We start from the raw sequence: 25,359 nt of genomic DNA, 5'->3' as shown, positions 1-25,359 counted from the left end.
GGCGCACCCGAACCGGGATGCGCCGCCGCCGTGTGCCCGGAGCGGCGCGCCGGTGCGGGAGTCTAAACCTTTTAGTTCAACCTGAGCCTGAAGGCTCGCCGTCCGTTCATCTGATATTCGCGGGATGCCCGTGCGGTGACTGTAATCTTGACTGGAAGAAGAGCAGCCGCGCAACGATGGAAGCTGGGATAAATACGTGATCAGCGAACAGGGGTCGACCATTCTGCAGGAGCCTGAAGAAGCCGTGCTGGGACCTACCGGCCGTCCGCTGACGGAGTTCCCCGAGCCGCCCGCGCTCTCCTCCCACGGTCCTGCCCGGGTGATCGCGATGGTGAACCAGAAGGGCGGCGTCGGCAAGACCACCTCCACCATCAACCTCGGCGCGGCGCTGGCCGAGGCCGGCCGGCGCGTGCTGCTGGTGGACTTCGACCCCCAGGGCGCCCTCTCTGCCGGACTGGGTGCCAACCCGCACGAGCTGGAGATGACCGTTTACAACGTGCTCATGGACCGGAAGGCCAATATCCGCGAGGCCATCCTGGGCACCGGCTTCGAGAACATCGACCTGCTGCCGGCCAATATCGACCTGTCCGCGGCCGAGGTGCAGCTGGTGAACGAGGTGGCCCGGGAACAGGTCCTGGAGCGGGCCCTGCGCCGGGTCTCGGACGACTACGACGTGATCCTGATCGACTGCCAGCCGTCCCTGGGCCTGCTCACCGTCAATGCGCTCACCGCCGCCCACGGTGTGATCATCCCGCTGATCTGCGAGTTCTTTGCGCTGCGCGCGGTGGCCCTGCTGGTGGAAACCATCGACAAGGTCCAGGACCGGCTGAATCCCGGGCTGCAGGTGGACGGGGTGCTGGCCACCATGTACGACGCCCGGACGCTGCACAGCCGAGAGGTGATCGGCCGGCTGGTCGAGGCCTTCGGGGACAAGGTCTTCCGGACCGTGATCAAGCGCACCATCAAGTTTGCCGACGCCACCGTCGCGGCTGAGCCGATCACCTCCTATGCCGCCAACCATGCCGGAGCCGAAGCGTACCGGCAGCTGGCCCGCGAACTGATCAGCCGCGGCGGCGCGCCCTGATGAACGGGCCGGGGCCGGTGGCGGACGAGCCGCTGGAACCGGCCGCGACGGGAACGGGACGGGGATTCGAAGTCAGACTCGAGAATTTCACCGGCCCGTTCGATCTGCTGCTGGCCCTGATTGCCAAGCACGAAATGGACATCACCGAGATCGCCCTGGCCAAGGTCACGGACGAGTTCATCTCCTATATCCGCCGGCTGCGCGGGCTCGGCGGCGAATGGGCCTTGGACGAGGCCAGCGAATTCCTGGTTATTGCCGCCACGCTGCTGGACCTGAAGGCGGCCAAGCTGCTGCCGGCCGGCGAAGTGGAGAACGAGGAGGACGTTGCCCTGCTCGAGGCTCGGGACCTGCTCTTTGCCCGGCTGCTGCAATACAAGGCGTTCAAGGGGATCGCGGCGCTGCTTGGCCGCCGGCTGGCCGAGGAAGATACGCGCTTTCCCCGGCAGGTGTCCCTGGAACCGCAGTTCGCGGCCCTGCTGCCCGAGCTTGTCTGGCGGACCTCGCCGCAGGACTTCGCCGCGCTGGCGGCCAGGGCGCTGCAGCCCAGGCCGCCGGCTCCCACCGAGGTGGGCCTGTCCCACCTGCACGCGCCCAAGGTCAGCGTCAAGGAACAGGCAGGCATTGTCGCCGCGCGCCTGCGCGCCGCCGGCCCGCTGAGCTTCGGTGCCCTCACCGCGGACGCGGAGGGTACGTTGGTGGTGGTGGCACGCTTCCTGGCCCTGCTGGAACTTTTCCGGGAAGCCGTGGTGGCCTTCGACCAGCCGTCCCCGCTGGGCGAGCTGACGGTGCGCTGGACCGGGCCGGAGGCCGCATGGAGTACCGAGCTGCTGAGCGAGGAATACGAAGACCAGGCACCGGAAGGCCAGGCGCCGGAAGACAATGTGCCGGGAGGACGCCGATGATTGAAGAGACCGCCGCTGCCCCAACGAACGGGGCGCTGCCGGATCTGGAACGCCTGCCCGGCGGCGTGAAGGCAGCGCTGGAAGCGGTCCTGATGGTGATCGACGAGCCGGCCACCGACGCCGAACTTGCCGCCGCCCTGGGCCTGCCCACGGCGCTGGTGCAGCGGCTGCTGCACCAGCTGCAGGCCGAGTACGACGGAGGCGCTGCCGCCGGCGAGGCTTCGGGTGCAGGGGCGTCCGGCGGGCCCCGCGGCTTCGAGCTGCGCAGCGTCGCCGGCGGCTGGCGGATCTTCTCCCGCAGCGATTTCGCCCCGGTGGTTTCCCGCTTTGTCCGGGAGGACCGCACGGCCCGGCTCACGCAGGCGGCACTGGAGACGCTTGCCGTGATTGCCTACCGCCAGCCGGTGGCGCGCGCCCGGATTTCGGCCATCCGCGGGGTGAACGTGGACTCGGTGGTGCGCACCCTGCTGCAGCGCGGACTCATCGCCGAAGCGGGCACCGATCTTCAGACCGGGGCGGTGCTGTACCGGACCACTTCCTATTTTCTGGAAAGATTAGGTATAGGAAGCATCTCCGAGCTGCCCGAACTGGCCCCGCACCTGCCTGGGCTGGAACACCTGGGCGACTTCGACGACCTGATTCCCTGAGGCTTCCAGAGCACCACGACCGACTTTTGATAGAGGATCCACCATGACACACGCGCCCCGCTCCGGTTCCGGCCGCAACACCCCCCGCGGCGGCAACGGGCCGCGAAAGTCCGGGAAGGCCTTCGGGGCCCCCGCCGGCGGCAGGACCGGGGGCAAAACCGGCGGCCAGGCCGGCGGCAGGACCGGCGGCAAGGACCAAAACTTCAAGGACCAGGGCTTCAAGGCAGGCCAGGGGCAGCCGGGCAGGGCAGGCGCGTCCAAGTCCGGTGCTTCAAAGTCCGGTGCCAAACCCGGCAAGGGCCGGCCCCCCAAGCCTGCCGGTCCCCGCGCCTTCGGTCAGGAACGCTTCGGACAGAACCTCGGACCGGTTCGCAACCGTCCCCGCCCGGTGCCCACCGGGCACGGGGAGACCTCCGACCTGCACCATCCGGAGGGCGTGCGGCTGCAGAAGGTCATGGCCTCCGCCGGCGTGGCCTCGCGCCGTGTCTGCGAGGAGATGATCGAGGCCGGCCGGGTGGAGGTCGACGGCGTCGTTGTCCGCGAGCTGGGTGTGCGGGTGGATCCGGCCCGCGCGGCCATCTACGTGGACGGAATGCGGATCCAGACGGACGAGACGCTGAAGTATTTCGTGTTCAACAAGCCCAAGGGCGTGGTCTCCACGATGGAGGATCCCGAGGGCCGCCCCTGCATCGGCGACTACCTGAAGAAGCACCAGGGCGAGCGGCTCTTCCATGTCGGCCGGCTGGACCAGGCCACCGAGGGCCTGCTGCTGCTGACCAACGACGGCGAGCTGGCCAACCGGCTGACCCACCCCTCCTACGAGGTGCCCAAGACCTACCTGGTCCAGGTGCGCGGTCCGATGGAGCAGGGCATCGGCGCCCGGATGAAGCAGGGGATCGAACTGGAGGACGGGATCGCCACCGTTGATTCCTTCAAACTCAGGGACTCGGTGCCCGGCCACGTGCTCGTGGAAGTCGTGCTGCACTCGGGGAAGAACCGCATTGTCCGCCGCATGTTCGAGGCCGTCGGCTACCCGGTGGAGCGGCTGGTGCGCACCCAGATCGGTCCGATCGGCCTGGGCAACCAGCGCCAGGGCAGCATCCGTGCCCTGGGCCGCCACGAAGTCGGCCACCTGCTCGCCCTGGTCGGGATGTAGCCGGTGTCCATGACAGAACAGCCTGCCAACAACAACCATGCCACCCACCTGGCCGGACCGGTGCTGGTGCTCGGCACCGGCCTGCTCGGCGCCAGCATCGGCCTGGGCCTGCGCGCCCGCGGCATCGAGGTGCTGCTGTCCGACCCCTCGCCCTCGGCCGAGGCCGTGGCCCAGGACATCGGCGCGGGCCGCATCCTGGCGCCGGACGAAGATACCGCACCGCAGCTCGTCGTCGTCGCCTCGCCGCCGGATGTGACCGCCCGCGTAGTCTCCGCGGCGCTGCGCCGGTACCCGGACGCCGTCGTCGTCGACATTGCCAGCGTGAAGGTGTCAGTGCTGGCCGAACTGCGGCAGGACCAGGCGCTGACCGACGAGGACCTGGCCCGGTACGTGGGCACCCACCCGATGGCCGGGCGCGAGAAGTCCGGCCCGGTCGCGGCCCGCGGCGAGCTGTTCACCTCCATGCCGTGGGTGCTCTGCCCGTCCGAGTTCGCCGCCCCGGCGGCGGTCAAGACCGCCCGCGAACTGGCCATCGACCTGGGCGCGGTGGTCTCCGAAATGTCCGCCGAGGAACACGATGCGTCCGTGGCGCTGATCTCGCACCTGCCGCAGGTAATGTCCTCGCTGCTGGCCAGCAGGCTGCAGGACACCCCGGCGCACGCCCTCGCGCTCTCGGGCCAGGGGCTGCGCGACGTCACCCGCATCGCCGCGTCCGATCCGTCCCTGTGGGTGCAGATCCTCGGGGCCAACGCCCCGCGCCTGGTCCGCCACCTCCACGGCGTCCGCGAAGACCTGAACCGGCTGATCAATACCCTGGAACATCCGGAGGCCGACGGTGCGCGGCTGGACCTGGCCCAGCTGATCAGCGAAGGCAATGCCGGCCAGGCCCGGATCCCGGGCAAGCACGGCGCCCCGCCGCAGTCCTACGCCTGGCTGACCGTGCTGGTGGACGACAGGCCCGGGCAGATCGCCCGCCTGCTCACCGAAATCGGCGAGGAGGGGATCAACCTCGAGGACCTGCGCCTGGACCATTCGGCCGGACAGGACGTGGGTATGGTGGAAATTTCGGTCCTGCCCGGCAGGCGCCAGCAACTGGTCGATTACTTGAGCACGCATGGATGGAAGGTACTGCAATGAAGTTGGCTGAAATGGACATGTCATTGTTCCGGTGGGGCAAGCCCCTGGTCGTCGCGATCGACGGACCGTCCGGTTCGGGCAAATCCAGCGTCAGCCGCGAAACCGCGCGCCGGCTGCACGCGGCCTACCTGGACACCGGGGCGATGTACCGTGCGGTGACCTGGCACTGCCTGGAGACCGGCGTGGACCTGGCGGACGCCTCCGCCATCGAAATCGCCTGCGAGGAAATGCAGCTGGCCATCAGTACGGACCCGGACCGTGAACATGTGGCCGTAGGCGGCCGGGACGTCACCTCGGCCATCCGGGAACCGGAGATTTCCAAGGCCGTCAGCGCCGTGGCCACTACGCTGGGCGCCCGCACCGAACTGATCCGCCGGCAGAAGCAGATCATCGCCGATTCCGGCCGCCGGATCGTCGCCGAGGGGCGGGACATTACTACCGTGGTGGCTCCGGACGCCGAGGTGAGGATCCTGCTGACCGCCAGCGAGGAATCCCGGCTGCGACGCCGCGGGCTGCAGTTGGGCGGAACCCAGAGCACCGCGGCGCTGAAGGAACAGGTGCTGGCGCGCGACGCCAAGGACTCCACCGTGGTCAATTTCCAAGAGGCCGCCGACGGCGTATTCACCGTGGACTCCTCCGACCTGGACTTCGATGAAACCGTGGACGCGGTGCTGTCCGTCATCCGCCGCGCCACCCACTGAAACCCCCTAGAGCCAGAAGGGCATCCACACCATGAGCGCGAACCGGTCCGGCAACCCCGGCGAGGACACTTTCAGCGACGAGTACGAGCCCGCAGGCGAGGACCAGATCGCCGAACACCTTCGGGAGATCGACGACGACGAGGCCGAACAGCGCGCTGCATCGCTGCGCGCGGGCCTGGCCGACTACGACCTGGACGAGGAGGACGCCGCCCTGCTCGCGGGCGGGTTCGAGGAATTCGACGAAAACGCCCCGCTTGAGCTGGACCCGGTGCTGGCGGTCGTCGGCCGGCCCAACGTGGGCAAGTCCACGCTGGTCAACCGCATCCTCGGCCGGCGCGAGGCCGTCGTCGAAGACACCCCCGGCGTCACCCGGGACCGGGTGAGTTACACGGCGACCTGGAGCGGGCGCAAGTTCACCCTGGTGGACACCGGCGGCTGGGAACATGGCGCCAAGGGCATCCACGCCCGGGTCGCGGACCAGGCCGAGATTGCCGCGGACATGGCCGACGCCGTGCTTTTCGTCGTGGATTCGAACGTCGGCGCCACGGCCACCGATGAAGCGGTGGTGCGGATGCTGCGGCGGAAAAAGAAGCCGGTGATCCTGGTGGCCAACAAGGTGGACGACATGAAACAGGAGGCCGACGCCGCGTCCCTGTGGTCCCTGGGCTTCGGCCAGCCCTGGCCGGTCTCCGCGCTGCACGGCCGCGGCACCGCCGACATGCTGGATGCCGTGATGGAGGTGCTGCCGGAGCATTCGGCCTACGGCGGGATCGCCCCCACCGGCGGCCCGCGCCGGGTGGCCCTGCTCGGCCGGCCGAACGTGGGCAAGTCTTCGCTGCTGAACAAGCTGGCCGGCAGCGAACGCGTGGTGGTGGACCCGCTGGCCGGAACCACCCGCGACCCGGTGGACGAAATGATCGAGCTGGGCGGACGCACCTGGCGTTTCGTGGACACCGCCGGCATCCGACGCCGCGTGCACCTGCAGCAGGGAGCGGACTTCTACGCCTCGCTGCGCACCCAGGCGGCACTGGAGAAGGCCGAGGTCGCCGTCGTCCTGATCGCCGCCGACGAGGTGCTCGCCGAGCAGGACGTGCGCATCCTGCAGCTGGCCATCGATTCGGGCCGGGCCCTGGTGCTGGCCTTCAACAAGTGGGACCTGATCGATGACGAACGCCGGCGGTACCTCGAACGCGAGATCGAACAGGACCTGGCCCACGTGGACTGGGCCCCGCGGGTCAACATTTCGGCCAAGACCGGCTGGCACAAGGACAAACTGGTGCCGGCCCTGGACAAGGCGCTGGAATCCTGGGACAAGCGCATCCCCACCGGGCGCCTGAACGCCTTCCTGGGCGAATTGGTCGCCGCCCACCCGCACCCGGTGCGCGGCGGCAAGCAGCCCCGCATCCTCTTCGGCACGCAGGCCTCGACCCGGCCGCCGAAGTTCGTGCTGTTCGCCAGCGGCTTCCTCGAAGCCGGCTACCGCCGCTTCATCATCCGCCGGCTGCGCGAGACCTTCGGCTTCGAGGGCACCCCCATCGAGATCAGCGTGCGGGTGCGCGAAAAGCGTCCACGCAGGAAATAGCACCGGCGGAACAACACGCTGGAATAACACGCCGATGGGCGGGCCGATTTTCGTATCGGCCCGCCCATCGGCTATTGTTATCTAGTTGCTTCGGACGGCCAAGGGCCGGTCCGGACGGCGGTTTCGGGTTGTGGCGCAGCTTGGTAGCGCACTTGACTGGGGGTCAAGGGGTCGCAGGTTCAAATCCTGTCAACCCGACGGACGGAAATCCGCCCCAGCACCGGGAAGCAGCCCGGTGCCGGGGCGGATTTTTTCGTTGTATTTTTTTCGTTGTTACGGGGTTCCGCGCCGGGGGCCGGGGGAATCCGGCGGGCTTCCGCGGGCGTCCGGCCCGGATTCCGCGACGGGCCGGGAACGGTCCCGCCCGGCTTGCATGGTCCTGAGCGCCCGGCCGCGGCGGCGCCACATGGTCCACAGCACCACGATGGCGACGAAGACCAGTGCCGCCGCGATGGCCGAGTACAGCGTCCAGGGGATAAACCAGGTGGCCTCGGTGCCCAGGATCCGCTGGGCCTGGTGGGCGCTGTTCGAAGTGCCTAGGGCGATGCCCGCAGTGAGCAGGTTCGGTGCGGCCAGCAGCACCGCCACGACGAGGATCCCGACCTTCCACGGCCAACTGACGCGCTTGAAGCGTGCCTGCCATGCCACCAGCAGCGGGAGCAGGGTGAACGTGAAGCCGTAGAACATGCCCACCACGATGCTGGCGCTCAGGTCCCCGCCCACCTGCGTGCCGATGGTGGTGGCCCACCAGACCGGCACGATGGCGGACAGGATGGCGCCGGCAGCCACCACGAGCACCAGCAGCAGGAGCACCACCGCCGCCCGCGCCGGCCAGGAGGTTCTTCCGCGTTCCTTCCCCGGCGCAGGGCCCGAATCCTCGTCGAAGCCCGCATCGAAGCTCATACCGCAATGATGGCAGATGCCGAGCGCCGCCGGGAGCGGTATGCCTATACTTTCAGCGGTGGCGCGGACCACCGCCACCCGCAGGAAGTAACGGCGCGAGAAAGGCCCCTGATGAGCAACATCCCCGCAGATCTGCACTACACCGCCGAACACGAGTGGGTGGCCCCGACGGAAGACGATGGCGTGGTGCGGGTCGGCATCACCGATTTTGCCCAGGATGCCCTTGGCGACGTGGTCTATGTGCAGGTGCCCGAGAACGGTACCAATATCGTGGCCAACGATGTTGTCGGCGAGGTGGAATCCACCAAGAGCGTCAGCGACATCTATGCCCCGGTGAGTGGGGAAGTAGTGGCCCGCAACGAGGCCCTGGACTCCGATCCGGCGTTGATCAACTCGGATCCGTACGGCGACGGGTGGCTCATCGAGGTCCGGCTGGCCGAAGCCGACGCAGTGGATTCGCTGCTCAGTGCCTCCGAGTACGAACAGCAGGTAGGCTAGATTTACCGGCGCCGGAATTTTCCGTCGGCCTGGCCGGTCACGGGCCTGAGGGCCGCTAAGCCAAGCTATTCCAAGGGGAGGACATTTTGATGGTGGGGCCAGAGCATAATGCAGCAGGCGGCGGGAACGCCGCAGCTTCCGAGCCTGCGCCGGAGACCACTTCCATCAGTATGCCGCCGAGGTCGGTGGCCCCTTCCCGCAAGCGTCAGCTGACCGCAGAAGAGGAAGCGGCGGTGGACGCCCTGCCGGCCGGCTCCGCCCTGTTGATCGCCCACAGCGGCCCCAACATGGGTGCGCGTTTCCTGCTCGACCAGGACGTCACCACCGCCGGCCGGCACCCGGATGCGGACATTTTCCTGGATGATGTGACGGTCTCGCGCAAGCATGCGGAATTCCGCCGCACCCCGCAGGGTTTCATGGTGATGGATTCGGGCAGCCTGAACGGGACCTATGTGAACAATGACCGGGTGGACAGCCTGCTGCTGCGCACCGGCAACGAGGTCCAGATCGGCAAATTCCGCCTGACCTACTACGCGGGCGTTGCCGCCCCCAAGGGGCAGGACTAGGCAGTGCCTGCTTCGCAGACGGCACGGCGTGCGCTGGGCACCGGACGGGACACACACCGTGCCGGGGTGCTCAACATCGGGGAGGTCCTGCAGGAACTCAGCGCAGACTTTCCCCAGATCAGCGCGTCGAAAATCAGGTTCCTCGAGGAGAAGGGCCTGATTTCCCCGCAGCGCACGCCCGCCGGCTACCGTAAATACACCGAGCAGGACGTGGAGCGGCTGCGCTTTGTGCTGGCGCTGCAGCGGGACCAGTACCTGCCGCTGAAAGTGATCAAGGACTACCTGGACGCCATCGACCGGGGCGAACGTCCGGAGGCACTGCCCGGCGGCATGACGCTCACCCCCCGGGTGGTTTCGGAGCAGCTGTCCCGTGAGATTGCCGGACGCGGCCGGAGCTGGAGCCTGGCCGAGCTGGGGGAGAAGGCGGGAGCCGGCCAGGAGCTGATGGCGGACCTGCTCGGCTACGGCCTCCTGCACCAGCAGGAATCCGGCTACGACGAACACGCACTCGGCGTGGTCAAGGCCTGCGTGGAGCTGCAGGCCCACGGCATCGAACCCCGGCACCTGCGCAGCTTCCGGGCGGCCGCGGACCGGCAGATGGACCTGGTCGAAGGCGCCGTGGCCCCGCTGGCCTCCCGACGCGATGTGGCCTCCAAGGCGCGCGCGGCCGAAACGGCCAAGGAAATCAGCGGACTGTGCCTCAGGCTCCACAGTGCCTTGGTAAATGGCGACATTGCCAGAATGGACCGCTGATCGGAGGAGCCATGCTCGAAGTCGAGGTTGTGGGAGTGCGCATCGAACTGCCCTCCAACCAGCCGCTGGTCCTGCTCAAGGAAAAGGACGGCGAACGCCACATTCCGATCTGGATCGGCGCTCCGGAGGCCAGCGCCATCGCCTTTGCCCAGCAGGGCATCACGCCGCCGCGGCCCATGACGCACGACCTGCTGGTCGACGTCGTCCGCGAATTGGGCCGTACGGTGACGGAGGTCCGGCTGGTCGAGGTGCGGGATACCGTCTTCTATGCCGAGCTGGTTTTCGACGGGGGCAACACGGTGAGCTCGCGGGCTTCGGACGCGCTGGCGGTGGCCCTGCGCGTGCCGTGCCCCATTTACTGCGCCGAGGAAGTGATGGAGGACGCCGGGGTCAAGATCGCCGAGGCGGCCGATGACGAGGAGGAAGGCGGAGGCGAGGACGAGGAAAAGGAGTTGCGCCAGTTCCGTGAATTCCTGGCCGACGTCGAGCCGGAGGATTTTGAGAAGTAGCGGTTTCGAAGACCAGGCGTTTCGTGCATGTCGTTTTCCTTGATGTCAAGGACCCGGCCCTCCGCGGGAGTGACACGCTGGCCGACACGCCGAAGCCGAAAAGTGCCAGCCTCTTTGACCCCGGACGTCCTCCGTTCTAACGTCGAAGCATACAGTTCCCATTGCACCGGCAGAAATCTGAGAGCACACTTAGTTCAAACCGTGTTGATGCAGGCGGTGCTGACTTACCCGGGGGGAACTTCAACAAGGAGGGTTCACGTGAGTCCTAAAGGTGATGCTGGGAAGTCCTCGCACGCCATGAACCGGGGCGCAGCCATACCGGCCAGCGCACAGGGATTGTTGTTCACCGAGGACCTTCCGGTTCTGGATGAAGATGCCGGCTACCGTGGCCCGACGGCGTGCAAGGCTGCAGGCATTACCTACCGTCAGCTGGACTATTGGGCTCGTACCGGCCTGGTTGAACCCGCTGTCCGCGGTGCTTCCGGCTCCGGTTCGCAGCGGCTTTACGGCTTCCGGGACATTCTGGTCCTGAAGGTGGTCAAGCGGCTGCTGGACACCGGCGTTTCGCTGCAGCAGATCCGTACCGCCGTGGAGCACCTGCGCGAGCGGGGCGTCGAGGACCTGGCCCAGATCACGCTCATGAGCGACGGCGCCAGCGTCTATGAATGCACGTCGGCGGACGAAGTGATCGACCTGGTCCAGGGCGGCCAGGGCGTGTTCGGCATTGCCGTCGGCCGGGTGTGGCGCGAGGTCGAGGGAAGTCTGGCCCAGCTGCCCAGCGAACATGCCGGAGAGCAGGAATTTCCCGAAGACGAGCTCAGTCGCCGCCGCGCCGCCCGCCGGATCAGCTGAATCCGGGACGGGCCGGTCGAGGCAGGTCAGGCCGGACAATTTCATGTACGTGAGGGAGGCAGCCGGAGCCGGCTGCCTCCCTCACGTGTGTCCGTTGGGCCGGACGGGCCAGGTGGAGTACCGGGCCAAGCGCAGTGCCCGGGCCAGGTGGAGCGCTCAGCCGGCCACCGGGGCTGCGGCGGCTGTAGCGCTGTCCTTGGCGGGAGCAGGCGCAGCCGACTTGCGATGCCGCCTGCGGCCGGAGTCCGTGAAGTGCTTGAGCAGCTCGTCAAAGACGGCGGCTGCCTGCCGTGCGGCTTCTCCGGGCCATTGATGGATGGCATGGGCCGCACCTTGGATCTGCTGCCAGTTGGCCTGTTCCGCGATGGTGGGCTCGAGCAGCAGCTCCCCGAACATGGAGCGCATCTCGGCCATGCGGTACATATGTTCGCTCGAACCGGCGCGGACGCGGTTGGCCACGACCCCGGCGGCGGCCAGCTCCGGAGCAAATTCCTCGCGGAACAAGTCCAGCGCCCGCATGGTCCGTTCCGTACCGGCCACGGAGAACAGGCTGGGTTCGGCGACCAGCAGCACGCGGTTGCTGGCCATCCACGCCATCCGGGTCAGCCCGTTCAACGAAGGCGGGCAGTCGATGAGCACCAGGGCGTAGCCCTCCACATTGCCAAGCATCCTGGCCAGGCGGCCCAGGTCACGTCGGCGCAGGTCCGGACGGTCATAGATGCCGGTGTAGGCCGAGCCGACGGCCACATCCAGCACCTGCCTGCCGATCGGATGCCCGTGGCCTGCCGAGGCGGAGGCCGTCCAGCCGCTGGAGGCGACATTGGCGGCCAGGTCCGCGCGCCGGGCGTTCCTGAGCAGTTGGCCGATATCGCTTTGGCGCGAGGGCCTCACCGCCAGGCCCGTGGTCGCATCGGCATGCGGATCCAGATCAACCACCAGGGTGGGAACGCCTGCGGCCAGGGCCGCGGAGGCAAGTCCCAAGGTGACCGAAGTTTTTCCGACTCCGCCTTTGAGGCTGCTGATGCTCACTACTTGCACGTTTGAAACCGAAACCTAACCTTCAGAGGGGTGGGATGCCCCTGATTCCCGTATTCATCATAGGTGTGCCGCCGCAGGATCCCCGGTTATGCCCGGCGCGTGTGGGCGGCAAAGTAATATGGAGTTGGGTCCGGGTGATCTGTGCAACACTGGCTTGTCACCTAATGTGGCCGTCACTGAGACTTGCAGCACAGGCTTAAGTAAGGTCTTAAGCACAGTCTTACTCATCCGCGACGACGCAGGAGCGCTATGTTCTCGAAGATCCTTGTGGCCAACCGCGGCGAGATTGCCATCCGCGCGTTCCGTGCAGCCTACGAGCTGGGCGCGAAGACGGTGGCGGTCTTCCCGCATGAGGACCGCAATTCCATCCACCGCCAGAAGGCGGATGAGGCCTACCTCATCGGCGAGGAGGGCCATCCCGTGCGCGCCTACCTGGACGTGGACGAGATTATCCGGGTGGCCAAGGAATCCGGTGCGGATGCCATCTACCCCGGCTACGGGTTCCTCTCGGAGAATCCGGACCTGGCCCGCGCCGCGGAGGCGGCAGGAATCACCTTCGTGGGCCCGCCCGCGGAAGTGCTGCAGCTGGCCGGCCACAAGGTCCACGCCCTGGAGGCCGCCCGCAAGGCCGGGATTCCGGTGCTGAAGTCCTCGGCGCCGTCGTCGGACACGGAGGCGCTGCTGGCCGAAGCCGATCGGATCGGCTTCCCCATTTTCGTCAAGGCCGTCGCCGGCGGCGGCGGGCGCGGGATGCGCCGGGTGGACACCCGTGAGGCACTGCCGGAGGCCCTGGCCTCGGCCATGCGCGAGGCGGACACCGCCTTCGGCGATCCCACCGTCTTCCTGGAGCAGGCGGTGCTGCGCCCGCGCCACATCGAGGTGCAGATCCTGGCCGACGGCCAGGGCAACGTGATGCACCTGTTCGAGCGTGACTGCTCGCTGCAGCGCCGCCACCAGAAGGTGATCGAGATTGCCCCGGCACCGAACCTGGACGAGGGCATCCGCCAGGCGTTGTACGCGGACGCGGTGAAGTTCGCCCAGGCGCTGGGCTACGTCAATGCCGGCACCGTGGAGTTCCTGGTGGACACGGTGGGCGAGCGGGCCGGCCAGCACGTGTTCATCGAGATGAACCCCCGCATCCAGGTCGAGCACACGGTCACCGAGGAGATTACCGACGTGGACCTGGTCCAGGCCCAGCTGCGGATCGCGGCCGGGGAGTCCCTGGCCGACCTGGGCCTGAGCCAGGAGACCGTATCCATCAAGGGTGCGGCGCTGCAGTCCCGCATTACCACCGAGGACCCCTCCAACGGCTTCCGCCCGGACGTCGGCAGGATCACCGCCTACCGCTCCGCCGGCGGTGCGGGAGTGCGCCTGGACGGCGGCACCGTCTACACCGGCGCCGAAATCAGCCCGCACTTCGACTCGATGCTGGTCAAGCTCACCTGCCGGGGCCGGGACTACCGCACCGCGGTGGCCCGTGCCCGCCGGGCCCTGGCCGAGTTCCGCATCCGCGGCGTTTCCACCAATATTCCGTTCCTGCAGGCGGTGCTGGAGGATCCCGAGTTCGTGGCCGGCAACGTCGCCACCAGCTTCATTGACGAGCGCCCCGAGCTGCTCAAGGCCAGGGTGTCCGCCGACCGCGGCACCAAGCTGCTGACCTACCTGGCGGACGTGACCGTCAACCGGCCCAACGGGGCGCTGACGGTGGCCACCGATCCGGCGGACAAGCTGCCGTCCGCGGCCCGGGCCGCCTCGAAGGTGACCGGGGCACTGGCCGTGGTACCGGCCGGCGGCACCCGGCAGCAGCTGCTGGAACTGGGCCCGGAGGGCTTCGCGAGGGCGCTGCGCGAGCGCAAGTCCGTGGCCGTCACCGACACCACCTTCCGCGACGCGCACCAGTCGCTGCTGGCCACCCGGGTGCGCACCCGGGACCTGGTCGCCGCCGGCCCGGCGGTTTCCACCTTGATGCCGCAGCTGTTCTCGGTGGAAGCCTGGGGCGGTGCCACCTACGACGTCGCGCTGCGTTTCCTGGGCGAGGACCCGTGGGAGCGGCTGGCGGCCCTGCGCCAGGCGATCCCCAACATCTGCCTGCAGATGCTGCTGCGCGGACGCAACACGGTCGGCTACACCCCGTACCCGGAGGAGGTCACCACCGCCTTCGTGAAGGAGGCGGCCGAAACCGGCATCGACATCTTCCGCATCTTCGATGCGCTCAACGACGTGTCCCAGATGGAACCGGCCATCCGGGCGGTGCGCGAGACCGGCACCGCCGTGGCGGAGGTGGCCCTGTGCTACACCGGCGACCTGCTGGATCCGGCCGAGACGCTGTACACGCTGGACTACTACCTGAACCTGGCGCAGCAGATCGTCGACGCCGGGGCGCACATCCTGGCGATCAAGGACATGGCCGGGCTGCTGCGCCCGGCGGCCGCGGCCAAACTGGTGGCGGCGCTGCGCGAACGGTTCGACCTGCCGGTGCACCTGCACACCCACGACACCGCCGGCGGCCAGCTGGCCACCCTGCCGGCCGCGGTCGAGGCGGGGGTCGACGCCGTCGACACCGCCAGCGCCTCCATGGCCGGGACCACCAGCCAGCCCTCAGCGTCGGCCCTGGTGGCTGCGCTGGCCCACACCGAGCGCGACACCGGCCTGGACCTGGACGCGGTGTCCTCGCTGGAGCCCTACTGGGAGGCGGTGCGCCGGGTCTACGCTCCGTTCGAGTCCGGGCTGCCCGGCCCCACCGGCCGGGTCTACCTGCACGAAATCCCCGGCGGACAGCTGTCCAACCTGCGCCAGCAGGCCATGGCGCTGGGCCTGGGGGAGCGGTTCGAGGACATCGAGAACATGTACGCGGCCGCGGACCGGATGCTCGGCCGGCTGGTCAAGGTCACCCCGTCCTCCAAGGTGGTCGGGGACCTGGCGCTGGCCCTGGTCGGTTCCAACGTGGACCCGGCGGACTTCGCCGAGAACCCGCAGAACTACGACATCCCCGACTCGGTGATCGGCTTCCTGGGCGGCGAACTGGGCACCCCGCCCGGCGGCTGGCCGGAGCCCTTCCGCACCAAGGCGCTGCAGGGCCGGACCGTGAAGGTCCGTGACGAGGAACTGGGTCCGGAGGACGCCGTCGCGCTCAAGGGCGGTTCGGCTTCCCGGCGGGCCACCTTGAACCGGCTGCTGTTTGCCGGACCCACCCGGGACTTCGAAAAGACCCGGGAAACCTACGGGGACGTTTCCGTGCTGGACACCAGGGACTACCTCTACGGACTGCAGCACAACACCGAGCACACCATCCAGCTCGAACGCGGCGTGAAGCTGATCGCCAAGCTGGAGGCCGTCTCCGAGCCGGACGAGAAGGGCATGCGCACCGTGGTGTGCACGCTCAACGGGCAGCAGCGCAACGTCACGGTCCGGGATCGCTCGGTCGAATCCGACGTCAAGGTTGCCGAAAAGGCGGACCCGAACCAGCCCGGCCACGTGGCCGCCCCCTTCGCCGGCGCCGTCACCGTGACCGTCAAGGTGGGCGACACGGTCAAGGCCGGCGACACGGTGGCGACCATCGAAGCCATGAAGATGGAAGCGGCCATCACCACCCCGGTGGGCGGCACCGTCTCGCGCCTGGCCATCTCCGCCGTGGAGCAGGTCCAGGGCGGGGACCTGCTGGTCGTGATCGGCCCGCTGCAGGAGGGGTAACTGCGGCCCCGGGCAGGGCGGCAGGCTGTTGCGCAGGTTGCGGCAGCCTGCCGCCCCGTCCTGCCCCGTACACTGGATGGCTGTGACTTACTATGATCTGGCCATCATCGGTTCCGGCTCCGGCAATTCGCTGATTACCCCGTACTGGGACAACAGGAAGGTCGCCCTTATCGACGGCGGAACCTTCGGCGGCACCTGCCTGAACGTCGGTTGCATCCCCACCAAGATGTTCGTCTATCCGTCCGAGCTGGCGGCTTCCGCCGGGCAGGCGGGACGGCTGGGCGTGGACCTGAGCCTGGACCGGGTGCACTGGCAGCAGATGCGGGACCGGATCTTCGGCCGCATTGATGCCATCTCCGAGGCCGGTCGGCGTTACCGGGACGTGGAACTGGACAACGTCACCTTGTACCAGGACTATGCCCGCTTCACCGGCCCGAAGACCCTGCTGACCGCCGCCGGTGAAACCGTCGAGGCCGGGCAGATCGTCATCGCCGCCGGTTCCCGTGCCGCGCTGCCGCAGGTACCGGGGATCGGCCTGCCGCAGGTGCACACCTCGGATACCGTGATGCGCCTGGCGGAACTGCCGGAGCGGGTGCTGGTGGTCGGCGGCGGCTTCGTTGCCGCCGAATTCGCGGCCATGTTCTCCGGCCTCGGGGCCCGGGTCACGCAGGTCAACAGGTCGGCGCCGCTGCTGAAGTCCGAGGATGCCTTGGTATCCGAACGTTTCAGCGAGGCCGCGGCCCGTTCCTGGGACGTCAGGCTCGGCTGGAACCTGGCAGGCATCGAGGAACACGGCGGCGGGGTGCGCGCCCTCTTCGACACGGCGCAGGGCGCTGCCGCAGGATCGGTGGAGGCCGACATCGTCCTGGTGGCCATCGGCAGGGTGCCGAACACCGACACGCTGGATCCGGCCGCGGCCGGCTTCGACCTGGAGCCGGACGGCCGGCTCGCCGTGGACGGGTACCAGCGCGTGCTGTCCGACAGCCGGCCGGTGGACGGCGTCTGGGCCCTGGGCGATATCAGCAACAGGTTCCAACTCAAGCACGTGGCCAACCACGAGGCCCGCGTGGTGGCACACAACCTGGAGCATCCGGAGGACCTGCGTGCCAGTGACCACCGGTTCGTTCCCTCGGCGGTCTTCACCCGGCCGCAGATCGCCAGCGTGGGCCTGACCGAACAGGCTGCCCGCGCGGATGCCGCCGCCCGCGGCGTGGATATTGCCACCGCCGTCCAGGATTACGGCTCCACGGCCTATGGATGGGCGATGGAAGACACCGAAGGTTTCGTCAAGCTGGTGGCGGAGAAGGCCTCGGGCCGGCTGCTGGGCGCCCACATCATGGGGCATGAGGCCGCGACGCTGATCCAGCCGCTGATCCAGGCGATGGCCTTCGGGCTGGACGTGCGCAGCATGGCGCGCGGCCAGTACTGGATCCACCCTGCGCTGACCGAGGTGGTCGAGAACGCCCTGTTGTCCCTCGACGTGGAGGCGCCCTAGTCCGGCGCTGGACCGGCCGGGGCACCAAGCTAGCGGTCGAGGGCCCCGCCGCGAGCCTGCGAGCGGTGGGAGGCCGCAAGGCGATAGATCTCGTCCACCAGGGCGGCGTAGTCCTGCAGCACCTGGGCCCGCTTGATTTTCAGCGACGGGGTCAGGTGCCCGGAGGCCTCAGTGAAGTCCGCGGAGACCACCCGGAAGGCCTTGATCGCCTCGGCCTGGGAGACAGCCTGGTTGGCTTCGTCCACCACGGACTGCAGTTCGGCCAGCACCGGCTTGAGCGCGGCGGCTTCGGCCACTCCGGTATCGGCGGGCAGGCCGTGGCGCCGGAGCCAGCCCGGCAGGGCTTCCTCGTCCAGACTGATCAGCGCCGAGACGAAGGGCCGCTGGTCGCCGACCACCACGCACTGCGAGACCAGTGGGTTGGCCCGGATCCGGTCCTCCAGCATGGCCGGAACCACGTTCTTGCCGGCCGCCGTGACGATGATTTCCTTTTTGCGCCCGGTGATCCGCAGGAAGCCGTCCGCGTCCAGTTCGCCCAGGTCCCCGGTACGGAACCAGCCGTCCGCGAAGGCGTCGGCGGTCAGGTCCGGGCGGTTGTAGTAGCCGCGCAGCACGCAGACGCCCTTGACCAGGATTTCGCCGTCGTCGGCGATCCGTACCGCATTGCCCGGCAGCGGGGCCCCCACGGTGCCGATCTTCACCAGCTTCGGGGTGTTGACCGAGACCGGGGCGGTGGTCTCGGTCAGCCCGTAGCCTTCCAGGACCAGCATCCCGACGCCGTGGAAGAAGTGTCCGAGGCGTTCGCCCAAGGGAGCGCCCCCGGAGACGGCGTACCTCACCTGCCCGCCCATGGCCGCGCGGATCTTGCGGTAGACGAGCTTGTCGAAGAGCCGGTGCCTGAGTTCCAGCAGCAAGGGGACCTTGCCGGATTCCATGGCCCTGGACCAGGCGACGGCGGTGTCCGCCGCTGCGTGGAAGATCCTGCCCTTGCCCGCGTCCTCGGCCTTGAGCATGGAATTGTTGTAGACCTTCTCGAATACCCGCGGCACCGCCAGGATGAAGGACGGCCGGAAGCTCTGCAGATCCGGCAGCAGGTTCTTCACATCCGGCGTATGGGCCACGGTGGCCCCGCAGGCGACGCAGAGCACGGAGATGAAACGCGCGAAGACATGGGCCAGCGGCAGGAACATGATGGTCCGCGCACCCTCGTGGGCCACCTCGGGCAGCGCCGCCGCTGCGTTGAGGGCCAGCTCCACGAAGTTGCCGTGCGTCAGCTCGCAGCCTTTGGGCCGGCCCGTGGTGCCCGAGGTATAGATAATGGTGGCCAGGTCCTCGAGGGCGGCCAGGCTGCGCCGTTCGTCGATGACCGTGTCCGCCACGTTCACGCCTGCGTCGCGCAGGGCATCGAGGGTCCTGCCGTCCAGTTGCCAGACATGGCGCAGGGCATCCAGCCCTGCGCCGCGGACCGCTTCCCGGATCCCCTGCTCATGGGCGGCATCCTCCGCGAAAGCCCCGACGGCACCGGAATCGCCCAAGACCCACGCCACCTGGGCGGGGGAGGAGGTTTCGTAGATGGGGACGGGGACGGCGCCGGCAAACCAGATGGCAAAATCCACCAGGCTCCACTCGTACCGGGTGCGGGCCATGATGCCGATCCTGTCCCCGGCCGCAATGCCGCTGGCCACCAGTCCCTTGGCCAGGGAGGTGACGTCGGCGAGGAATTCGGTGGCCCTGATGTCCTGCCAGGCGCCCCGGCTGTCCCGGCGGGAGAAGAGCACCGGGTTGGAGGCGAGCCCGGCCTGCCGGGTGAGCAGGCCGGTGATGTTGGACGTCCGCTCGATTTCGACCATCACGGGTACGCTGTATTCGCGCACGTCAGCTCCTTCGCTCTCGGCATCTCCCCGGAAGGGTTGCCCCTAGCGTATAGGCAAATCCGCGGCCGGATGCGCAGGATAATGAACGAATCGGTAACGTAAAACTCCCTGGGGTGGGTGTGATGGACAAAGGATCTTCCCGCCGCAGGCGCCGGCGGATACCCGCCGTGCTGGACCACCGGGCCGTGCGGGGGGCCCCGGCGGCCCGAGGCCGGGCCATCGGGGTGGACATCGGCGGTACCAAGGTCGCGGCCGGGGTCGTCGACGGCGAGGGGCAGGTGCTGGCCGAGGACACGCGCGCCACCCCGGGAGACGATCCGCGCGCAGTGGAGCAGGTCATCGCGGAACTGGTCCGCGGCCTCGCGGACCATTACCGGATCGGTTCGGTGGGGGTCGGCGCCGCGGGCTGGATCGACCTGGGCGGCGGCACCGTCCTGTTCAGCCCCCACCTGGCCTGGCGGCATGAACCGCTGCGGGCCAACCTCCAGGTGCTGCTCGGCCGGCGCGTGCTGGTGGCCAACGACGCCGATGCCGCGGCTTGGGCCGAATGGCGTTTCGGCGCCGGCCGGGGCCAGCGCCGGCTGGTCTGCATCACCCTGGGTACCGGGATCGGCGGTGCGATGATCATCGACGGCCGGATCGAGCGTGGCAACTGGGGCGTGGCGGGGGAATTCGGCCACCAGATCCTGGTGCCCCACGGCCACCGCTGCGAGTGCGGCAACCGCGGCTGCTGGGAGCAGTACGCTTCCGGCAATGCCCTGGGCCGGGAAGCCCGCGAGCTGGCGGCGGCGCATTCCCCGGTGTCCCTGGAGTGGCTGCGTGCGGCCGGTGGGCGCATCGAGGGCATCACCGGGGCGCTGGTGACCCGCCTGGCGCTCGCCGGCCATGCCGCCAGCCGGGACCTGCTTGAGGACGCCGGCGAATGGCTGGGCATCGGGCTGGCGAACCTCGCCGCCGCGCTGGATCCGGGCATGTTCGTGGTCGGCGGCGGCCTGTGCGAGGCAGGTGAGCTGCTGCTGGGGCCGGCCCGGCACGCCTTCGCCCGCAATCTGACCGGCCGCGGCTTCCGCCCGGCCGCACCCATCCGGCTCGCCGTGCTGGGCCCGAAGGCCGGGATGGTCGGCGCCGCGGACCTGTCCCGGCAGGGCCGGAATGGGGCGGGATGGCCCCGCTAGAGTGGGGCGCGGGGGCCCCGTCGTGGCGCGTCAGCGACACTGCGGGATGGCCCCGCTAGAGTGGGGCGCGGGGGCCCCGTCGTGGCGCGTCAGCGACACTGCGGGAGCGCCCCAATCTCTAGACTTGCGCGCCGTCGTCGTGGTCGTCCCGCTCGGCGGGCAGGCGGGAGATCAGGTAACCGGCACCCGCAATGACGGCCGCGATGATGCCCAGCACGAGGGCCATCGGGGCGTCGCGCCAGAACATGGCAATCAGCAGCAGTCCCACCGGGCCGCCGGCCACGCCCAGCCAGGCCAGCACCACCAGCGGCTCCCCGGAACCCAGCGGCGCCGGCTCCGGCGGCACGAACCCGCCGTCGTCCTCGGCGGCCGTGTAGTCCCGCGGGCCGGACTCCGGGCTCGGTTCGCTGTCCGTGGATTCCAGCCGCGCCACCAGGTCCAGCCACTCGGCCTCTTCCCGGGACCGGTCAGGCTCGGTCATCTCCGGTCCTCTCTGCGGCCGCGCCGCGGTCCAGGCCGTGTGCGGCCATAAAGCCTGCCGTCCGGGCAAAGATGGTTTCGGCGTCGTTGTCCAGTGTGGCCACGTGGAAGCTGTCCGGCAGCGGAACCACCTCCATCTGGTCGCTGCCGATCCGGTGGCGGATCAGTTCCACGCTGGAGTCCGGGACCACATGGTCCACCGCGGACCGGAAGACCAGGGTCGGGGCGGTGACGGCCGGCAGCGATGCGGCGGTATCGGCGATCAGCCGGCGCAGCTGGTGCACGGCTGCCACCGGGGTACGCGGATACGCCTGTTCCTCCACGCCGGGGCGCTTGATGTCATTGCCAATGGCCTTCACGCTCCGGATCGCGTATCTGAGCAGCCCGGCGTAACGGGCTGCCGGATCGGCAATGCTGAGTGCCGGATTGACGACGGCGACGCCCGCCACGGGCCGGCGCGAGGCCAGCCGCAGCGCCAGGGTCCCGCCCATGGACAAGCCTGCGGCAAAGACGGCGGCGTGCTCGCCGGCCAACTCGTCCCAGGCCCGCTCGTAGGCGCCGTACCACTGAAGCCAGCCGGTACGCGCGAGGTCCTGCCATCGGGTGCCGTGGCCGGGCAGCAGCGGCAGGGCCACGGCAAAGCCCTGCGCCGAGAGGTAGTCGGCCCAGCCGCGGATGCTGTGCGGAGAGCCGGTGAAGCCGTGCCCGAGCACGACGCCGATCCCGCCGTGGCGGCTGCTGTCGCCGGCGCCGGTCCGGGCAGGCTGGATGGATGTCATGCCTCTATCGTGTCATCCGGCGGCGCCGTGCGACTACGCCGCAGGCGGCTGCTTTCCGGCGGATCCGGCACCTTCCTGGAGTAAAGTCTCCATGGACCAGTCTCGTATGAAAATGCGACCTGCGCGCCGCAGGCGGAACCGGAAGGCCTGACGTGTTCTATTGGGTAATGAAGACCATCTTCGTTGGGCCGATTGTCCGACTGCTGTTCCGGCCCTGGACCAAGGGGCTGGACCACATCCCGGTGACCGGTCCGGCCATTCTGGCCAGCAACCACCTGTCCTTCTCGGACTCGATCTTCCTGCCGCTGGCGGTGCCACGGCCGGTGGTCTTCCTGGCCAAGTCGGAGTATTTCACCGGCAAGGGCATCAAGGGCCGGCTCACCGCGGCGTTCTTCCGCCTGACCAACCAGCTGCCGATGGACCGCTCCGGCGGCACGGCCTCGGCCGATTCCCTGCTTGCCGGCGCGGATGCACTTGCCGCCGGCGGATTGCTGGGGATCTATCCGGAGGGCACCCGCAGCCCCGACGGCCGGCTCTATCGGGGCAAGACCGGCGTCGCGAAGTTGGCGCTGAGCACAGGCGTGCCGGTGATCCCGGTGGCGATGATCGGCACCGACAAGGTGCAGCCGATCGGCCGGCGGATTCCAAACATCCGCCGGGTGGGCACGATCATCGGCAAGCCGCTGGATTTCTCCCGGTACCACGGCTTGGCAGAGGACCGGTTCGTGCAGCGTGCGGTCACCGACGAGATCATGTACGAGATCATGCGCCTGTCCGGCCAGGAATATGTGGACGTCTACGCGTCCACCGTGAAGGCGCAGCTGGCCGCGCGCAGGGCCGGAAAGACCGGCCGCACGGTGCAGCAGCAGCGTGCCCGCGACGCGGTGCAGATCAGCACGCGGATCAGCATGGAGCCGCCCGAAACCGCGCCCCGGGCCAAGGCTCCGGGCGCCATCACGGAAACCGGCGGAAGTGGCGGAACACCGGGTCCGGCCGCCGGGAAGTGACAGCCCGAATGTGACAACATCGGGCGGCAGCGTTACGGGTTCGACGGATCCGGTCCGTCCTTGGGTCTAGCATTAAGAGGTGACCGACCTTTCTGTAACCACAGCCATGTCCGGACCGATCCCCAGCGCCGCGGGCTATCCGGGCCTCGACGCCTGGCGCGGCCTGCCGGCAGTCCAGCAGCCGACATGGGCGGACAGCGAAGTCTTCCAGTCCTCCGTGGCCGAACTCGCCGCCCTGCCTCCGCTGGTGTTCGCCGGCGAGGTGGACCTGCTCCGCGAACGGCTGGCCGCGGCAGCCCAAGGCAAGGCGTTCCTGCTGCAGGGCGGTGACTGCGCCGAAACCTTCGACGGCGCCACCGCGGACAAGATCAGCGCCCGCGTGCGTACCATCCTGCAGATGGCCGTGGTCCTCACCTACGGCGCTTCGCTGCCGGTGGTCAAGATGGGGCGGATGGCCGGCCAGTTTGCCAAGCCGCGCTCGTCGAATGACGAAACCCGGGACGGCGTGACGCTGCCGGCATACCGCGGCGACATGGTCAACGGCTATGACTTCACGCCCGAATCGCGTGCCCACGACGCCTCGCGGATGGTGCGCGCCTACCACACCTCCGCGTCCACGCTCAACCTCATCCGCGCGTTCACGCAGGGCGGCTTCGCCGACCTGCGTCTGGTCCACCACTGGAACAAGGGCTTCATGGCCAACCCGGCGCATTCCCGATATGAGTCCCTGGCCCGCGAGATCGACCGCGCGGTCAAATTCATGGACGCCTGCGGCGCGGACTTCGATGCGCTCAAGCGGGTGGAATTCTTCGCCAGCCACGAAGCCCTGGTGCTCGACTACGAGCGGGCGTTGACCCGGATCGATTCCCGCACCGGCCTGCCGTACGACACCTCCGGCCACTTCCTGTGGATCGGCGAACGGACCCGCCAGCTGGACGGGGCGCATGTGGATTTCCTCTCGCGCGTGCGCAATCCCATCGGGGTCAAGCTGGGGCCGACCAGCAGCGCCGATGATGCCCTGCGCCTGATCGAGAAGCTGGATCCGGAGCGCGAGCCGGGCCGGCTGACCTTCATCACCCGGATGGGTGCCCGGAATATCCGGGAGAAGCTGCCCGACCTGGTGGAGAAGGTCACCGCCAGCGGCGCACAGGTGCTCTGGGTGACGGACCCGATGCACGGGAACACCGTCACCTCGCCGAACGGCTACAAGACGCGCAACTTCGATGACGTGATCGACGAGGTCCGCGGCTTCTTCGAGGTGCACAAGGGCCTGGGCACTTTCCCGGGCGGGCTGCACGTGGAGATGACCGGGGACGACGTTGCCGAATGCCTCGGCGGGGCGGACCCGGTCGGCCAGGAAGCGTTCCTGGACCGCTACGAATCGGTCTGCGATCCCCGGCTGAACCACATGCAGTCGCTGGAGATGGCCTTCCTGGTGGCCGGGGCCCTGTCGCGCAAGGGCGCCTGAGCGTTCAGCGGCGGCCCCGGCCGTTTCTCTCCGGGAGCGCCCACCCTAGAACGAGAAGACCCTGAGGGTGACGGTGCTGCCTTCGGGTGCTGTGCCGCCCTTGGGGTCCTGGGACCGGACGGTGGCGTCCTCGTTCTCGTCCTCGCCGAAGAAGAAGTTGCGTACTTCAACGTCGAAGCCCAGGTTTTCCAAAATTTGCCGGGCCTTGCTGATCCGTTGGCCGACAACGTCGGGAACCTCGACCATGCGCGGACCCAGGGACAAGGTCAGTGTCACCGTGTCTCCGGGCACCACCGTGCCCTCGGAGGGTGATTGCGCGACGACGTCGCCGGCCTCGACCTCGCGGTCGAAGACGCGCTCTTCGGCAATCCTCACCTGCAGGCCTGCCTGTTGCAGTTCCGCGGTCGCATCCTCCACCGTCCTGCCCCGCACGTCGGGTACGTTGAACGGTTCGGGGCCGCTGGAGGCGGTCAGGTCGATCGTGCTGCCGCGGCGCAGCTGTTCGCCGGCGGCAGGATCCTGGGCAATAATCAGGCCGGCCGGAACGGAGTTGCTGTATTCACTGCTGATCCGGCCGGCGGCCAGGTTGGCCTCCTTGAGCTTGGCGCGCGCCTGGTCCGCGGTCAGGCCCAGCAGGTCGGGCACGTCAAAGAGTTCGGGCCCCTTGGATACGATCAGGGTGACCGGCTGGAACCAACGGACCTTGGCCGGCGGGGCGGGAATGGTCCCGACGGCCAGTCCGCGCTCGATTTCCTCGTCGAAAACCTCGTTCAGCCGCAGGTCCAGTCCCCGCTGCCGCAGCAGGGACTGGGCATCCGCGGCGGATCTGCCGGTGACATCCGGAACGGTTATTGGTGCCCCGGGGCCCATTCCGAAGAACCAGCCCGCCCCGGCGACCAGTGCTGCCAGGATGGCCAGCAGGACGGCCCAGATGATGCCCCGGCGGCGGCGGTTGCCCGGTCGCAGTGCCACGGCGGGGCGCTGCGCCCGGCGTTCCCGTTCCCGTTCCCAGGCCCGCGCCTGCCGCTTGGTCAGGGCTCCGGCGTGCGGTGCCTCGCCGGGG

General features: G+C 68.7%; 23 protein-coding genes and 1 tRNA gene. 18 read left to right on the top strand and 6 right to left on the bottom strand.

Annotated features, from left to right (window positions below; all coding sequences use genetic code 11):
* The first annotated feature begins 196 nt into the window (after positions 1-196).
* The 8 genes from ACFQ36_RS09010 (at position 197) to ACFQ36_RS08975 (ending at position 7,407) form a co-directional block, all read left to right on the top strand.
* Positions 197-1,084 carry a ParA family protein gene (locus tag ACFQ36_RS09010; protein ID WP_377012758.1) on the top strand — a complete coding sequence of 296 codons (888 nt, stop codon included), beginning with the start codon at positions 197-199 and terminating at the stop codon, positions 1,082-1,084.
* Positions 1,084-1,986, top strand: a complete 903-nt coding sequence (locus ACFQ36_RS09005; protein WP_377012756.1) for a segregation and condensation protein A — start codon at positions 1,084-1,086, stop codon at positions 1,984-1,986. Before ACFQ36_RS09010 ends, ACFQ36_RS09005 begins: the two co-directional genes overlap by 1 nt.
* Complete coding sequence (locus ACFQ36_RS09000; RefSeq protein WP_377012753.1) at positions 1,983-2,633, top strand: SMC-Scp complex subunit ScpB; 651 nt, start codon at positions 1,983-1,985, stop codon at positions 2,631-2,633. Before ACFQ36_RS09005 ends, ACFQ36_RS09000 begins: the two co-directional genes overlap by 4 nt.
* Before the next feature lie 43 nt (positions 2,634-2,676).
* Positions 2,677-3,789, top strand: coding sequence for a pseudouridine synthase (locus tag ACFQ36_RS08995; RefSeq protein WP_377012751.1), 1,113 nt, complete (start codon positions 2,677-2,679; stop codon positions 3,787-3,789).
* A 9-nt stretch (positions 3,790-3,798) separates the two neighbouring features.
* On the top strand, positions 3,799-4,926 hold the full coding sequence (locus ACFQ36_RS08990) for a prephenate dehydrogenase (protein ID WP_377012749.1): 1,128 nt from the start codon (positions 3,799-3,801) through the stop codon (positions 4,924-4,926).
* Entirely contained in the window at positions 4,923-5,627 is a 705-nt protein-coding gene (cmk, locus tag ACFQ36_RS08985) for a (d)CMP kinase (RefSeq protein WP_377012747.1), read from the top strand. The genes ACFQ36_RS08990 and cmk overlap by 4 nt, the downstream gene beginning before the upstream one ends.
* Positions 5,628-5,658: 31 nt before the next feature.
* On the top strand, positions 5,659-7,209 hold the full coding sequence (gene der / locus ACFQ36_RS08980) for a ribosome biogenesis GTPase Der (protein ID WP_377012745.1): 1,551 nt from the start codon (positions 5,659-5,661) through the stop codon (positions 7,207-7,209).
* 124 nt (positions 7,210-7,333) lie between these two features.
* Positions 7,334-7,407: transfer RNA gene (locus tag ACFQ36_RS08975), tRNA-Pro, on the top strand.
* 75 nt (positions 7,408-7,482) lie between these two features.
* On the opposite strand, the gene ACFQ36_RS08970 is transcribed toward ACFQ36_RS08975, so the two are convergent.
* Positions 7,483-8,112 (bottom strand): hypothetical protein, encoded by a 630-nt coding sequence (locus tag ACFQ36_RS08970; protein WP_377012743.1) that lies wholly within the window; start codon positions 8,110-8,112, stop codon positions 7,483-7,485.
* A gap of 111 nt (positions 8,113-8,223) precedes the next feature.
* On the opposite strand from ACFQ36_RS08970, the gene gcvH reads away from it, so the two are divergent.
* The 5 genes from gcvH (at position 8,224) to ACFQ36_RS08945 (ending at position 11,290) form a co-directional block, all read left to right on the top strand.
* On the top strand, positions 8,224-8,610 hold the full coding sequence (gene gcvH / locus ACFQ36_RS08965) for a glycine cleavage system protein GcvH (protein WP_377012741.1): 387 nt from the start codon (positions 8,224-8,226) through the stop codon (positions 8,608-8,610).
* An 89-nt stretch (positions 8,611-8,699) separates the two neighbouring features.
* Positions 8,700-9,176, top strand: a complete 477-nt coding sequence (locus ACFQ36_RS08960; protein ID WP_377012739.1) for an FHA domain-containing protein — start codon at positions 8,700-8,702, stop codon at positions 9,174-9,176.
* Positions 9,177-9,209: 33 nt separating this feature from the next.
* Positions 9,210-9,929, top strand: coding sequence for a MerR family transcriptional regulator (locus ACFQ36_RS08955; RefSeq protein WP_377012763.1), 720 nt, complete (start codon positions 9,210-9,212; stop codon positions 9,927-9,929).
* Positions 9,930-9,940: 11 nt separating this feature from the next.
* Positions 9,941-10,438, top strand: coding sequence for a bifunctional nuclease family protein (locus tag ACFQ36_RS08950; protein WP_377012737.1), 498 nt, complete (start codon positions 9,941-9,943; stop codon positions 10,436-10,438).
* A 258-nt stretch (positions 10,439-10,696) separates the two neighbouring features.
* Positions 10,697-11,290, top strand: coding sequence for a MerR family transcriptional regulator (locus tag ACFQ36_RS08945; RefSeq protein WP_377012735.1), 594 nt, complete (start codon positions 10,697-10,699; stop codon positions 11,288-11,290).
* 156 nt (positions 11,291-11,446) lie between these two features.
* Here ACFQ36_RS08945 and ACFQ36_RS08940 read toward each other — a convergent pair whose 3' ends face one another.
* A complete protein-coding gene (locus ACFQ36_RS08940; protein WP_377012734.1) occupies positions 11,447-12,328 on the bottom strand; it encodes a ParA family protein in 882 nt (293 codons plus the stop codon).
* A 249-nt stretch (positions 12,329-12,577) separates the two neighbouring features.
* Here ACFQ36_RS08940 and ACFQ36_RS08935 point away from each other — a divergent pair, with 249 nt between their 5' ends.
* Both ACFQ36_RS08935 and ACFQ36_RS08930 read left to right on the top strand, forming a co-directional pair.
* A complete protein-coding gene (locus tag ACFQ36_RS08935) occupies positions 12,578-16,018 on the top strand; it encodes a pyruvate carboxylase (protein WP_377012732.1) in 3,441 nt (1,146 codons plus the stop codon).
* A 76-nt stretch (positions 16,019-16,094) separates the two neighbouring features.
* The gene (locus ACFQ36_RS08930) at positions 16,095-17,513 is read left to right on the top strand and encodes a mycothione reductase (RefSeq protein ID WP_377012730.1); all 1,419 of its coding nucleotides are present in this window, start codon (positions 16,095-16,097) and stop codon (positions 17,511-17,513) included.
* Positions 17,514-17,542: 29 nt separating this feature from the next.
* Here ACFQ36_RS08930 and ACFQ36_RS08925 read toward each other — a convergent pair whose 3' ends face one another.
* Positions 17,543-19,387: an AMP-dependent synthetase/ligase gene (locus ACFQ36_RS08925; RefSeq protein ID WP_377012728.1), complete on the bottom strand. Its 1,845-nt coding sequence runs from the start codon at positions 19,385-19,387 to the stop codon at positions 17,543-17,545.
* A gap of 122 nt (positions 19,388-19,509) precedes the next feature.
* Here ACFQ36_RS08925 and ACFQ36_RS08920 point away from each other — a divergent pair, with 122 nt between their 5' ends.
* Positions 19,510-20,562: an ROK family protein gene (locus tag ACFQ36_RS08920; protein ID WP_377012726.1), complete on the top strand. Its 1,053-nt coding sequence runs from the start codon at positions 19,510-19,512 to the stop codon at positions 20,560-20,562.
* Positions 20,563-20,680: 118 nt separating this feature from the next.
* Here ACFQ36_RS08920 and ACFQ36_RS08915 read toward each other — a convergent pair whose 3' ends face one another.
* Both ACFQ36_RS08915 and ACFQ36_RS08910 read right to left on the bottom strand, forming a co-directional pair.
* Positions 20,681-21,043: a hypothetical protein gene (locus tag ACFQ36_RS08915; protein WP_377012724.1), complete on the bottom strand. Its 363-nt coding sequence runs from the start codon at positions 21,041-21,043 to the stop codon at positions 20,681-20,683.
* Positions 21,030-21,821, bottom strand: coding sequence for an alpha/beta hydrolase (locus ACFQ36_RS08910; RefSeq protein ID WP_377012722.1), 792 nt, complete (start codon positions 21,819-21,821; stop codon positions 21,030-21,032). The genes ACFQ36_RS08915 and ACFQ36_RS08910 overlap by 14 nt, the downstream gene beginning before the upstream one ends.
* 152 nt (positions 21,822-21,973) lie before the next feature.
* On the opposite strand from ACFQ36_RS08910, the gene ACFQ36_RS08905 reads away from it, so the two are divergent.
* Both ACFQ36_RS08905 and ACFQ36_RS08900 read left to right on the top strand, forming a co-directional pair.
* A complete protein-coding gene (locus tag ACFQ36_RS08905) occupies positions 21,974-22,828 on the top strand; it encodes a lysophospholipid acyltransferase family protein (protein ID WP_377012720.1) in 855 nt (284 codons plus the stop codon).
* Positions 22,829-22,934: 106 nt separating this feature from the next.
* The gene (locus ACFQ36_RS08900; RefSeq protein ID WP_377012760.1) at positions 22,935-24,296 is read left to right on the top strand and encodes a class II 3-deoxy-7-phosphoheptulonate synthase; all 1,362 of its coding nucleotides are present in this window, start codon (positions 22,935-22,937) and stop codon (positions 24,294-24,296) included.
* Between the two features lie 45 nt (positions 24,297-24,341).
* Here the strand turns inward: ACFQ36_RS08900 and ACFQ36_RS08895 are convergent.
* Positions 24,342-25,359, bottom strand: a 1,018-nt coding sequence (locus ACFQ36_RS08895; RefSeq protein WP_377012718.1) for a PASTA domain-containing protein, incomplete at its 5' end; no start/stop codon positions are given.

Source organism: Arthrobacter sp. GCM10027362 (genome assembly GCF_042679445.1).
Taxonomy (GTDB): domain Bacteria; phylum Actinomycetota; class Actinomycetes; order Actinomycetales; family Micrococcaceae; genus Crystallibacter.
Note: the sequence above shows the minus strand (reverse complement) of the source record. Positions and strands in the feature narration are given on the sequence as shown.

Excerpts from the sequence above, each read along its gene's own strand:
- ACFQ36_RS09005 (WP_377012756.1), top strand. The coding sequence starts at position 1,084 with ATGAACGGGCCGGGGCCGGTGGCGGACGAGCCGCTGGAACCGGCCGCG.
- ACFQ36_RS08915 (WP_377012724.1), bottom strand. The coding sequence starts at position 21,043 with ATGACCGAGCCTGACCGGTCCCGGGAAGAGGCCGAGTGGCTGGACCTG.
- ACFQ36_RS08920 (WP_377012726.1), top strand. The coding sequence starts at position 19,510 with ATGGACAAAGGATCTTCCCGCCGCAGGCGCCGGCGGATACCCGCCGTG.
- ACFQ36_RS08910 (WP_377012722.1), bottom strand. The coding sequence starts at position 21,821 with ATGACATCCATCCAGCCTGCCCGGACCGGCGCCGGCGACAGCAGCCGC.
- ACFQ36_RS08995 (WP_377012751.1), top strand. The coding sequence starts at position 2,677 with ATGACACACGCGCCCCGCTCCGGTTCCGGCCGCAACACCCCCCGCGGC.
- ACFQ36_RS08930 (WP_377012730.1), top strand. The coding sequence starts at position 16,095 with ATGGCTGTGACTTACTATGATCTGGCCATCATCGGTTCCGGCTCCGGC.
- gcvH (WP_377012741.1), top strand. The coding sequence starts at position 8,224 with ATGAGCAACATCCCCGCAGATCTGCACTACACCGCCGAACACGAGTGG.
- ACFQ36_RS08990 (WP_377012749.1), top strand. The coding sequence starts at position 3,799 with ATGACAGAACAGCCTGCCAACAACAACCATGCCACCCACCTGGCCGGA.
- ACFQ36_RS09000 (WP_377012753.1), top strand. The coding sequence starts at position 1,983 with ATGATTGAAGAGACCGCCGCTGCCCCAACGAACGGGGCGCTGCCGGAT.
- ACFQ36_RS08900 (WP_377012760.1), top strand. The coding sequence starts at position 22,935 with ATGTCCGGACCGATCCCCAGCGCCGCGGGCTATCCGGGCCTCGACGCC.
- ACFQ36_RS08935 (WP_377012732.1), top strand. The coding sequence starts at position 12,578 with ATGTTCTCGAAGATCCTTGTGGCCAACCGCGGCGAGATTGCCATCCGC.
- der (WP_377012745.1), top strand. The coding sequence starts at position 5,659 with ATGAGCGCGAACCGGTCCGGCAACCCCGGCGAGGACACTTTCAGCGAC.
- ACFQ36_RS08960 (WP_377012739.1), top strand. The coding sequence starts at position 8,700 with ATGGTGGGGCCAGAGCATAATGCAGCAGGCGGCGGGAACGCCGCAGCT.
- ACFQ36_RS08970 (WP_377012743.1), bottom strand. The coding sequence starts at position 8,112 with ATGAGCTTCGATGCGGGCTTCGACGAGGATTCGGGCCCTGCGCCGGGG.
- cmk (WP_377012747.1), top strand. The coding sequence starts at position 4,923 with ATGAAGTTGGCTGAAATGGACATGTCATTGTTCCGGTGGGGCAAGCCC.
- ACFQ36_RS08950 (WP_377012737.1), top strand. The coding sequence starts at position 9,941 with ATGCTCGAAGTCGAGGTTGTGGGAGTGCGCATCGAACTGCCCTCCAAC.